Annotated in this window: 10 protein-coding genes; 9 read left to right on the forward strand and 1 reads right to left on the reverse strand. The window is 72.9% G+C overall.

The window, feature by feature from the left end; all coding sequences use genetic code 11:
• The first annotated feature begins 104 nt into the window (after positions 1-104).
• The 8 genes from KBZ10_RS22390 to KBZ10_RS22425 all read left to right on the forward strand — a co-directional run bounded on the left by KBZ10_RS22390 (position 105) and on the right by KBZ10_RS22425 (position 8716).
• Positions 105-494 (forward strand): DUF3499 domain-containing protein, encoded by a 390-nt coding sequence (locus tag KBZ10_RS22390; protein ID WP_210989488.1) that lies wholly within the window; start codon positions 105-107, stop codon positions 492-494.
• A 146-nt stretch (positions 495-640) separates the two neighbouring features.
• Positions 641-1999 (forward strand): phosphomannomutase/phosphoglucomutase, encoded by a 1359-nt coding sequence (locus tag KBZ10_RS22395; protein WP_210989489.1) that lies wholly within the window; start codon positions 641-643, stop codon positions 1997-1999.
• A gap of 167 nt (positions 2000-2166) precedes the next feature.
• Positions 2167-2397 carry a Trm112 family protein gene (locus tag KBZ10_RS22400; protein ID WP_210989490.1) on the forward strand — a complete coding sequence of 77 codons (231 nt, stop codon included), beginning with the start codon at positions 2167-2169 and terminating at the stop codon, positions 2395-2397.
• Positions 2398-2493: 96 nt separating this feature from the next.
• Entirely contained in the window at positions 2494-3681 is a 1188-nt protein-coding gene (locus KBZ10_RS22405; protein WP_210989491.1) for an SIS domain-containing protein, read from the forward strand.
• 338 nt (positions 3682-4019) lie between these two features.
• On the forward strand, positions 4020-5216 hold the full coding sequence (gene manA, locus KBZ10_RS22410) for a mannose-6-phosphate isomerase, class I (protein WP_210989492.1): 1197 nt from the start codon (positions 4020-4022) through the stop codon (positions 5214-5216).
• Between the two features lie 88 nt (positions 5217-5304).
• On the forward strand, positions 5305-6228 hold the full coding sequence (locus tag KBZ10_RS22415) for a cation diffusion facilitator family transporter (protein WP_210989493.1): 924 nt from the start codon (positions 5305-5307) through the stop codon (positions 6226-6228).
• A gap of 343 nt (positions 6229-6571) precedes the next feature.
• The gene (ahcY, locus tag KBZ10_RS22420) at positions 6572-8029 is read left to right on the forward strand and encodes an adenosylhomocysteinase (protein WP_210989494.1); all 1458 of its coding nucleotides are present in this window, start codon (positions 6572-6574) and stop codon (positions 8027-8029) included.
• A 72-nt stretch (positions 8030-8101) separates the two neighbouring features.
• A complete protein-coding gene (locus KBZ10_RS22425; RefSeq protein ID WP_210989495.1) occupies positions 8102-8716 on the forward strand; it encodes a hypothetical protein in 615 nt (204 codons plus the stop codon).
• A gap of 43 nt (positions 8717-8759) precedes the next feature.
• On the opposite strand, the gene KBZ10_RS22430 is transcribed toward KBZ10_RS22425, so the two are convergent.
• Complete coding sequence (locus tag KBZ10_RS22430) at positions 8760-9821, reverse strand: RDD family protein (RefSeq protein ID WP_210989496.1); 1062 nt, start codon at positions 9819-9821, stop codon at positions 8760-8762.
• A 131-nt stretch (positions 9822-9952) separates the two neighbouring features.
• On the opposite strand from KBZ10_RS22430, the gene KBZ10_RS22435 reads away from it, so the two are divergent.
• Positions 9953-10960 (forward strand): stage II sporulation protein M, encoded by a 1008-nt coding sequence (locus tag KBZ10_RS22435; RefSeq protein WP_210989497.1) that lies wholly within the window; start codon positions 9953-9955, stop codon positions 10958-10960.
• The last annotated feature ends 380 nt before the right edge of the window (positions 10961-11340 follow it).

An 11340-nucleotide genomic window follows, 5' to 3' on the forward strand; every position in this document is an offset into this window, starting at 1 on the left:
CCGCGCCCGCAGGTCAACACCCTTGTCTCCAGGGGCGCGACACGGCGGGAGAGGTCGGGAGGAGTCGTCGCGGCCCGCTCAAGAGTGCGGTACCGTCCAACCTCGTGAGCCCTGTACGCCGATGTTCGCGCACCGCGTGCGGTCGTCCCGCCGTCGCGACGCTGACGTACGTCTACGCGGACTCGACCGCCGTTCTCGGGCCACTCGCCACCTACGCCGAACCGCACTGCTACGACCTCTGCGCCGAGCACTCGGAGCGGCTCACCGCGCCGCGCGGCTGGGAGGTCGTCCGGCTGGCTGTCGACACCGGCCCCGCCCGGCCCAGCAGCGACGATCTCGAAGCACTCGCGAACGCCGTCCGTGAAGCCGCCCGCCCTCCGGAACGGGGGGCCGGGACACAGGGCGGCGCAGGCGGCCCCGCAGGCCGCGAGGCCGGCCCGGGAGAGGTCGCCCGCCGCGGGCACCTGCGGGTCCTGCGCTCCCCCGAGCCCTGAAGAGGGCGGCGCGCCACCGCCCGGTGCGGCCGCGCCGCCTCCCCCTTCCGTGTTCCGTACCGTCCGGAGCCTGGACCGCCCTGATGCGACCGGCGCCGATCCGGGTAGTTTTGTCGTTCCGATAGGACTCCCAGAAGAGGTGGGCAGTGCCCGACTTGTCGCAGATCGTGAAGGCGTACGACGTGCGCGGTGTGGTCCCGGACCAGTGGGACGAACCGCTCGCGGAGCTCTTCGGCGCGGCCTTCGCCCGGGTGACCGGGGCGGAGGCCGTTGTCGTCGGCCATGACATGCGGCCCTCGTCCCCCGGCCTGTCCCGGGCGTTCGGCCGCGGAGCCGCCGCCCGCGGCGCGGACGTCACCGAGATCGGCCTGTGCTCCACGGACCAGCTGTACTTCGCCAGCGGCCGGCTCGGCCTGCCCGGCGCGATGTTCACCGCGAGCCACAACCCGGCCCAGTACAACGGCATCAAGATGTGCCGGGCCGGCGCCACCCCCGTCGGCCAGGACACCGGCCTCGCCGAGATCCGCGCGCTCGTCGAGGAGTGGAGCGAGAGCGGCGCCCCCGCCCCCGTGGAGGTCCCCGGCACCATCACCCAGCGGGACGTCCTCACCGACTACGCCGCCTGCCTGCGCGGCCTCGTCGACCTCACGGGCATCCGCCCGCTCAAGGTCGTGGTGGACGCCGGCAACGGCATGGGCGGCCACACCGTGCCCACCGTCCTGGACGGCCTGCCCGTCGAACTCGTCCCGATGTACTTCGAGCTGGACGGCACCTTCCCCAACCACGAGGCCAACCCCCTCGCCCCGGAGAACATCGTCGACCTCCAGGCGAGGGTCCGGGAGACCGGAGCCGACATCGGCCTGGCCTTCGACGGGGACGCCGACCGCTGCTTCGTGGTCGACGAGCGGGGCGAGCCCGTCTCACCGTCCGCGGTCACGGCCCTCGTCGCCGCCCGCGAACTGGCCAAGCACGGCGGCGGCACCGTCATCCACAACTGCATCACCTCCTGGTCCGTCCCCGAGGTGGTCAAGGAGAACGGCGGCACTCCCGTACGCACCCGCGTCGGGCACTCCTTCATCAAGGGGGAGATGGCCCGCACCGGTGCGATCTTCGGCGGCGAGCACTCCGCGCACTACTACTTCCGGGACTTCTGGAACGCCGACACCGGCATGCTCGCCGCGCTCCACGTCCTCGCCGCGCTCGGCGGCCAGCCCGGCACGCTGTCGGAGCTGGTCGCGCAGTACGACCGGTACGCCGCCTCCGGGGAGATCAACAGCCGGGTGGAGGACCAGGCCGGCCGCGCCGCCGCCGTCAGGGCAGCCTACGCCGGCCGCCCCGGCACCGAGCTGGACGAGCTCGACGGCCTGACGGTCACCGCCCCCGACTGGTGGTTCAATCTGCGCGCCTCGAACACCGAGCCGCTGCTGCGCCTCAACGTCGAGGCGCGCGACGGGGCCACCGTCGAGAAGATCCGCGACGAGGTCCTCGCCATCGTCCGCGCCTGAGCGGCCGGCGGCCCGCGGCTTCCCGGGCTCAGGGCCGGGCCGCACGCCTCGCGGTGTGCGGCCCGGCGATGCGTCTCGCGGTGCGCGGCCCGGGGGTACGCTGACGAGGCCGAACGCCCTCTCCCACCGCCCCGGCGGCCGGGAGAGCCCACCGAAAGGGATGCCCCATGCCGCTCGACGCCGGCCTCCTCGCCATCCTCGCCTGCCCGGCCTGCCACGCCCCGCTCCGCGAGGAGTCCGGCGGCGCGAGCGCCGGCACGGCCGGTGAGGAGTCCGGCGGCGAGTCCGGCCGCGAGTCCCGTGGCACCGAGCTGGTCTGCACCGGCTGCGGTCTGGCGTACCCGGTCCGGGACGGCATCCCCGTGCTGCTCGTCGACGAGGCCCGCCGTCCCGCCTAGGCTCGGAGCCGCCGGTCCGGACGGGCCGGCCGGACCGGGCCGGTGTGCTTCCCCAGCACGGCAGGCCCGCCGTACGGCGATCGGAGGCTCCACCAGATGCTCGACGAGTCGCTCCTCGACGCACCCGAGGCACTCGCCCGCGCCGACACCCGGGGCCTGCTGCGCGGCGCCGCCGGTTCCGGCGCCCGCGTCCGCACCGCCGCCCGGGGCGCCATGGAGGCCGGACTGGCCGACCTCAAGCCCGACGGGCGGCCGCGGGGCCTGCTGATCGCCGGCTCCGGACCGGCCACCGCCTGCGTCGCCGACCTGCTGGCCGCGCTCAGTGGCGGCAACACCCTCGTCCGCCCGATCCACCCGGTCGGCGCCCTGGCCGCTCCCGGCGCGCTGCGCTGGACGCTTCCGGGCTGGGCCGGCCCGCTGGACCTGCTGATCGTCCTCACGGCCGACGGCACCGAACCGGGACTCTCCGCCCTGGTCGAGCAGGCGTACCGCCGCGGCTGCTCGGTCGTCTCGGTCTGCCCGGCCGACGCACCCCTCACCGGGGACGTCGGCGGACGGCACGGTCTCGCCGTGCCGCTCACCGCACCGGCGCACGAGAGCCCGCTGCCCGGGGAGGGGGAGACGGGCGGCGCGTGGCCCGCTCGCCGGGCACCGGCCGGTGACGCGGCGGGGGAGCGGCCCGGCACCGTGTGGGCGCTGCTGGTCCCGCTGCTCGTGCTGCTCGACCGGACCGGTTTCCACCCGGCGCCCCCGGCCACCGTCCAGCTCGTCGCCGACCGGCTCGACCGGACCGCCGAACGCTGCGGCCCCGCCGTCGCCACATACAGCAACCCGGCCAAGACCCTCGCCGCGGAGCTGGCCGAATCGCTGCCGCTGCTCTGGAGCGACGGGCCGGTGGCCCGCGCCGCCGCCCGGCACTTCGCCCGCTCGCTGGCCGCCGTCGCCGGCCGTCCCGCGCTCGCCGCCGCCCTTCCGGAGGCCCTCACCGAGCACGCCGCTCTCCTCTCCGGCGCCTTCGCCGCGGGCGCCGACCCCGACGACTTCTTCCGGGACCGCGTGGAAGATCCCGCCGCGCTCCACGCCCGCGTGGTGCTCCTCCGTGAACAAGGCCTGACGGCCGGCTCGCCGACCCCCGCCGCCCGTGAGTTCGCCCTGGCCCACGACAGCCCCGTCAGCGAGCTGGAACCCTCCGAGGGCAGCGTGCTGGAGGCAGCGGCGGAGCTTCTTGCCATCACGGATTTCGCCGCCGTTTACCTGGCGCTCGCCTCCGGGGACCGATCATGAGTGGCCGGGAGCAAGCGGAGGATCACGCCCGCTCCCGGTGCTTCTGAGACCCCGCCGCCCGACCGCCGCCCGACCGCCGGTCGGGCGCCGCACCGCACCCGCGCCGAGCAATCCCCCGGAGCAAGCCCACGGAGCAAGCCCACCGAGTACGTCCCACGAGTACGTCCCACGAGCACGTCCTACCGACCACGGAGCCGCGCACCGGCCCAGTGGCGAACCGATCACGTACCGGCCACCGCCCCGTGCCGCCGGGCCCACGCCCGTGAGGTTCCGGCGCCGTCGCGGCCGGCCGGGCCGGTACGCGACCCCCGTACGCATCCCGCAGAAAGCACCGAGCCATGGACCGCCTCGTCAACACCGTGCGCCCCTACGCCTGGGGCTCCGCCACCGCCATCCCGGAACTGCTCGGCACCGAACCGACCGGTGAGCCGCAGGCCGAACTCTGGATGGGCGCCCACCCGGGCGCTCCGTCCCGGCTGGACCGCGGCGGCGGCCCCGTACCGCTCTCCGAGGTGATCGACGCCGACCCGGCCGGCGAATTGGGCGAACGCGTGGTCGAGCGCTTCGGCCCCCGCCTGCCGTTCCTGCTCAAACTGCTCGCGGCGGCCTCGCCGCTCTCCCTCCAGGTGCACCCCGACCGGGCACAGGCGGCGGCTGGCTTCGCCGACGAGGAGAACCGCGGGGTCCCGGTGGGCGCCCCGCACCGCAACTACAAGGACGCCAACCACAAACCCGAACTGATCTGCGCCCTCACACCCTTCGAGGGCCTGTGCGGCTTCCGCCCGGCCACCGCGACGGCCGGCCTGTTCGACGGCCTCGGCGTCGACTCCCTCAAGCCGTACGGGGACATCCTGCGGGCCGAGCCCGAGAGCGGCGCCCTCCGGGAGGTCCTCACCGCCGTCCTCACCGCCGACCGCGAGGAGATGGCCGAGACCGCCCGCCAAGCGGGGAGAGCCGCCGGACAGCTCGCCGAGAACCCCGGCCCGCACCGCGCGACGTACGCCGCCTACGCCTCCATCGCCCGGCACCACCCCGGCGACCCGGGCGTGATCGCCGCCATGCTGCTCAACCACGTGCGGCTCCAGCCCGGCGAGGCGCTCTACCTCGGCGCCGGAGTCCCGCACGCCTACCTCCAAGGGCTCGGCGTGGAGCTGATGGCCAATTCCGACAACGTCCTCCGCTGCGGCCTCACCCCCAAGCACGTCGACGTGCCCGAACTCCTCCGCATCACCCGCTTCGAGGCCGCCGCCCCCGGCATCCTCCGCCCCGAGGCCGTGAACGGCGAGGAGACGTACGAGACCCCGGCCGAGGAGTTCCGGCTGTCCCGCTTCGCCCGCGCCGAGGGCGAGGCGTCCCGCGGCCTCCCCTCCGGCAGGCCGCAGATCCTCCTCTGCACGGCGGGCTCGGTGCTGCTCACCACGGACGACGGCCGCCGGCTGGCGCTCCGGCCCGGCGAGTCCGCGTACGCGGCAGCCGGCGAGGCAGCCGAACTCTCCGGCGCCGGAACCGTCTTCCGCGCCACCGTGGCGGCCTGACGCGGCCCCGGATCCCGGTAACTGCAACAATGTGCGGCCGTTACCGCGGCGTCCGTGCCGCGTCACGAGGGAAGGACACACAGCACCCATGAGTGCGTCAGGCGGAACCAAGGCGATCGTGGCCGCGCTCGCCGCGAATCTGGCCATCGCGGTGGCCAAATTCGTGGCCTTCATCTTCAGCGGTTCCTCGTCGATGCTCGCGGAGAGCGTGCACTCGCTGGCCGACTCCGGCAACCAGGGACTCCTGCTGGTCGGCGGGAAGCGGGCCCAGCGCGAGGCAACCCCGCAGCACCCCTTCGGTTACGGCCGCGAGCGGTACATCTACGCCTTCCTCGTCTCCATCGTGCTCTTCACGGTCGGCGGCATGTTCGCGCTCTACGAGGGCTACGAGAAGATCAAGCACCCGCACGAGCTGGACCACTGGTACTGGCCCGTCGGCGTGCTGGTCTTCGCGATCATCGCCGAGGTGTTCTCCTTCCGGACCGCCGTCAAGGAGTCCAACGAGATCCGCGGCGACCAGTCCTGGACCCAGTTCGTCCGGCACGCCAAGGCCCCCGAGCTGCCGGTCGTGCTGCTGGAGGACCTGGGCGCGCTGGTCGGCCTGATACTTGCTCTCGGCGGTGTCGGCATGGCTCTGGCCACCGGCGACGGCGTCTGGGACGGCATCGGCACGCTCTGCATCGGCGTGCTGCTGATCCTGATCGCCATCGTGCTGGCGGCGGAGACCAAGTCCCTGCTGCTCGGCGAGGCCGCCGGCGCGGACGCCGTCGAGAGGATCAACCGGGCGCTCGTCGACGGCGAGACCGTCACCCGCGTCATCCACATGCGCACCCTCCACCTGGGGCCGGAAGAGCTCCTGGTCGCGGCCAAGGTCGCGGTCGAGCACGACGACACCGCCCAGGAGATCGCCACCGCCATCGACGCCGCGGAGGCCCGCGTCCGCGAGGCCGTGCCGATCGCCCGCGTCATCTACCTGGAGCCGGACATCTACCGGACTCCAGCCGTCTCCTGATGCCCTGAGGGCAGGGCCCGCCTTGCGGGGCGCCTGCTCCGGGCCTGCTGCCCGCGGTGGCCGGAGCGGAGCCGAAAGTCGCACCGGGCGGAGCGGTTTCGGCCGCGGCCGCCGGGCAGGCGCCTTTCGGCCCCGTCGGTCGGCGCACTGGGGTCGCTGCTCCGATCGGTGTAGATTCGTGACCGGACAGACGTCGCTGCTGATGGCGGTCGGTCGGGGCCTTTCGGGAGCCGGCCGAGGGAGAGAGGGCCTCCGACGGACTGCGCCGCGGTCGTGGCACCCGTGTGCCCCGCCGCGGATCAGCCGTATCCACCGCACTCGATTCACCGAGGAGCAGCCCGTAATGACGACAGCCGCCACCGGTCAGGACTTCAAGGTCGCCGACCTGTCCCTGGCCGCCTACGGCCGCAAGGAAATCGCCCTCGCCGAGCACGAGATGCCCGGTCTGATGGCGATCCGTGAGGAGTACGCGGCTTCCCAGCCGCTGGCGGGGGCCCGGATCACCGGCTCCCTGCACATGACGGTGCAGACCGCCGTGCTCATCGAGACCCTCGTCGCGCTGGGCGCCGAGGTCCGCTGGGCCTCCTGCAACATCTTCTCCACCCAGGATCACGCGGCCGCGGCAGTCGCGGTCGGCCCCGAGGGCACCCCCGAGGACCCGCAGGGCGTCCCCGTCTTCGCCTGGAAGGGTGAAACGCTCGAAGAGTACTGGTGGTGCACCGAGCAGGCGCTGACCTGGCCGGGCACCTCCACGGGCGGCCCGAACATGATCCTGGACGACGGCGGGGACGCCACCCTCCTCGTGCACCGGGGCGTGGAGTTCGAAAAGGCCGGCAAGGCCCCGGACCCGTCGACGGCCGACAGCGAGGAGTACGGTCATGTCCTCACGCTGCTGAACCGCACCCTGGCGGAGAACCCGCAGAAGTGGACCCAACTCGCCTCGGAGATCCGCGGAGTGACCGAGGAGACCACCACCGGCGTCCACCGCCTCTACGAGATGCAGCAGGCCGGAACCCTGCTCTTCCCCGCGATCAACGTCAACGACGCGGTGACGAAGTCGAAGTTCGACAACAAGTACGGCTGCCGCCACTCGCTGATCGACGGCATCAACCGCGCCACCGATGTGCTGATCGGCGGCAAGACGGCCGTGGTCTGCGGCTACGGCGATGTGGGCAAGGGCTGTGCGGAGTCGCTCCGCGGCCAGGGGGCCCGGGTGATCGTCACCGAGATCGACCCGATCTGCGCCCTCCAGGCCGCCATGGACGGCTACCAGGTGGCCACCCTGGACGATGTCGTCGAAACCGCCGACCTCTTCATCACCACCACCGGCAACAAGGACATCATCATGGCCTCCGACATGGCCAGGATGAAGCACCAGGCCATCGTGGGGAACATCGGCCACTTCGACAACGAGATCGACATGGCCGGCCTGGCCGCGATCCCCGGCATCGTCAAGGACGAGGTCAAGCCCCAGGTCCACACCTGGACCTTCCCCGACGGCAAGAAGATCATCGTGCTGTCCGAGGGCCGCCTGCTGAACCTGGGCAACGCCACCGGCCACCCCTCGTTCGTGATGTCCAACTCCTTCGCGAACCAGACCATCGCGCAGATCGAGCTCTACACCAAGCCGCAGTCCTACCCGATCGGCGTCTATGTGCTGCCCAAGCACCTCGACGAGAAGGTCGCCCGGCTCCACCTGGAAGCGCTCGGCGCCAAGCTGACCACGCTCCGGCCGGAGCAGGCGGCCTACATCGGCGTACCGGTGGAGGGTCCGTACAAGCCCGACCACTACCGCTACTGACAGCACCGGCACCCACCCGGCGAGACGGGCCCCCGCGCACCGTGCGGGGGCCCGCCCCGTCAAGGAAGCCCCATGCCCCGCGGCCGCTACTCGCTCCACGACCCCCACGACCACACCCCCCTCGGTGAGGAACACTTCCACTGCGCCCCCGGCCCTTCCGGCTGGCGCTACACGGCCCGCACCACCGGTCCCGGCGGTGCGCACTCCGGCTCGGTCGACCTGACCACCGACCAGCTCGGGCGGCCGCTCCGGCTGGAACTCCACGCCGGGGACTGGCAGGTCCGCGGCGCCGCGCTCGACGGTGTCACCTGGGTCCGCACGGACCCCGAGGGCGCCCGGGCCACCGAGGGCAATGCCCCCGCCCGCGCCTTCACCGGCGCCTCCCCCGCCTTCCTCGTCGCCACGGCCCGGCTGCTGCGGCTCACCCCCGGCGGGCCCGCCGCCCGCGTCCGTCTGGTCGCCCTGACCGCTCCGGTGCTGGCGCCGCGCACCGTCGACCAGTCCTGGACGCTGCTGAAGAGCGAAGCACACGCCACCGACAGCGGTCCCCTGACCGTGGACGCATACCAGGTCACAGACCTGGCCACGGGCGAGCGGCATGCCGTTCACCTCGCCGGTGACGTGGTCCTCGCGGCCCCCGGTGTCGAACTCGAGGACCTCGACTCCCCACCCTCGGCCCTCCCGTAGCCCCGCCCCGCGGCGGCACGGTGAAGAGCGGCCGCACCAGCGGCTATCCGGGAGGCACGAACCCCGTAGCCGGACCGGAACCGCCCGAACCGTGGCCCTCCCGGCCGGCAGCGCCGCCGTCACGGGGCGCACCGCCGTCCGCACCGGCGGCACCGTCCGCACCGGCGGCAGCTCCTGGCGGCACGACGGAGGGCGGCGCGAACGCCGCGCCCGGCGGCTCCGCCTGGCGCGGCGCCGTCGGACCGTACGGAGCCGCCCAGCCGGGCCCGGCCGCGGCCCCGGCCGGAGGCGTCCCCCCGTCGCCCGACACGGTCCCCCCGGACGGCCAGGGCGGTCCGTACCCCTGCGGTGCGGTGGTCACCGGCAGGATCCGCCGCGCGTCCCGCGCCTGTCGCTCGCCCATGACTCCCGCCAGATACATCGCGGGCGGCACATTCGCCGGCACCGGCGCTCCCGTGCAGGCCGCGAGGTCGGCCGCCAGCCGTTCGGCCAGCGGCCCGCCCACGTCCGGGTCGAGCTGGTCCATGCGCGTCAGGTACTGGCGTATCGCCAGCCACAGCGCATCGGGCACCCGGGACAGGTCCAGCTCCGTGAAGCGTCCGTGCAGCCAGGCCGGCGCCTGGGGAACCGCATGCGTCCGCTGCCGGGGTACCCGCTCCCGTACGACGAGCGTGCCCGCGAAGACGTCGCCGAGCCGCCGTCCCCGCGCCGACACCAGCGATGCGATCACCGCGATCACGCCGAACGTCATCAGGATCTCCACGGCCCCCACCGCCCCCCGCACCAGTGCGTGCCGGAACCGGATCGGCCCGCCGTCGTCCCGCACCACCCGCAGTCCGCACACCAGCTTCCCCAGCGACCGCCCGCGGGTCAGTGTCTCCACGGCGATCGGCACTCCGACCAGGACCAGCATGAAGGCGGCCACCGACACCGCCGCGTTCGCCGCCTCGTCCAGCGAGGACACGGCGGCCGTCAGCGCCGTGGTGACGGCCACGTACACGGCGAAGGCGACCAGCAGATCGATGACGACAGCCAGGGTGCGGCTCGGCAGCTTCGCGGGACGCAACCCGAGCACCACCGCCTCACCGGTGACGAGCTCACTCACGCGGGTGTCCTCCCTCAGCCATCGAGCCGCTCCGCCCGTTCGGCTTCCTTCCCCCAGTCTGCCGTCGCCGACTTCCCGTCTGCCAAGCTGGGGAGCGGATACGGTCCCGAGCATTCCCAGGAGCAGCGTCCATGGACCTCGATGTCTTCGTGACCGCCCACCGGGCCGAGTGGGACCGGCTGGAGGTCCTGCTGCGCCGGCGCGGCAAGCTCACCGGTGCGGAGGCCGACGAACTGGTGTCCCTCTATCAGCGGACGGCCACCCACCTCTCCCAGCTCCAGTCCAGCGCACCGGACCCGCAGCTCACCGGCCGCCTCACCCAGCTCACCGCCCGAGCCCGCAGCACCGTCGCCGGAACCCGGCGCGCGAGCTGGCGCGACGCCGGCCATTTCCTGGCCGCCGGTTTCCCGGCCGCGCTCTACCGCACCCGTCACTGGTGGCTGACCACCGCCCTGGTGTCCATCCTTCTCGCAGCGGTGTCCGGCTGGTGGATCGGAACCCACCCGGAAGTCCAGGCCGCCATCGCGGCACCCGAGGCGCTCCGGGAGATGACGCGCCCCGGCGGCCAGTACGAGTCGTACTACTCCACCCACGCCGCAACCTCCTTCGCCGCCCAGGTCTGGACGAACAACGCCCAGGTCGCCGCGCTCTCGCTGGTGCTCGGCGTCTTCCTGGGGCTTCCCGTCCTGTGGGTGCTCCTGCAGAACATGCTCAACCTCGGCATCGGCATCGGGCTGATGGCCGCGGCCGGCCGCCTCGACGTCTTCCTCGGCCTGATCCTGCCGCACGGCCTGCTGGAGCTGACCGCGGTCTTCGTCGCCGCGGGGACCGGTCTCCGGCTGGGCTGGACGGTGATCGACCCGGGCGGCCGGGACCGGCGCACGGCTCTGGCCGAAGAAGGCCGTACGGCGATGGGCATGGCGATCGGCCTCGCCGTGGTTCTGTTCGTGTCGGGCGTCATCGAAGGCTTCGTGACTCCGTCGGACCTCCCCACCTGGGCCCGGATCGGCATTGGAGCGGCCGCTGAACTGCTCTTCCTGGGGTACGTCTACGTACTCGGCGGCAAGCAGGCCCGAGCGGGGGAAACCGGGGACGTGGCCGCCGCCGACCGCAGCTCCGGGCAACCCGCCGCCGCCTGATGTGCGTCGGACTCGGCGAAGTGCTAACCTCCTCTTCGCCCAGGGGACCTGTTTGACACGGGGACCCAGGGGAGGTAGATTTACCGGGTTGCCATGACGGCTTGGACAAGCCAGTCGGCAGACCGTAAGATCATCTCCGCTCCCGATCGAAGAACAACATTCGACGGAGCACCCCGATATTTATCAGCAGAAACACAAGCCGATTCGCTTCGGCCGGAACGCGTCTGATAATGTTCGGATCAGCCGAAAGGCGAGGCCATTCCAACGGCCACTGGATTGAAATACGGGCGGGAAAGCGGCCCGGAAAGCGTCTGGTAGGGTTGGAAACACCGAAGGGAAGCGCCCGGAGGGCCCGGAGACGGGGCCGAAGGAAGCGTCCG

Source organism: Streptomyces sp. F63 (assembly GCF_018070345.1).
GTDB lineage: Bacteria > Actinomycetota > Actinomycetes > Streptomycetales > Streptomycetaceae > Streptomyces.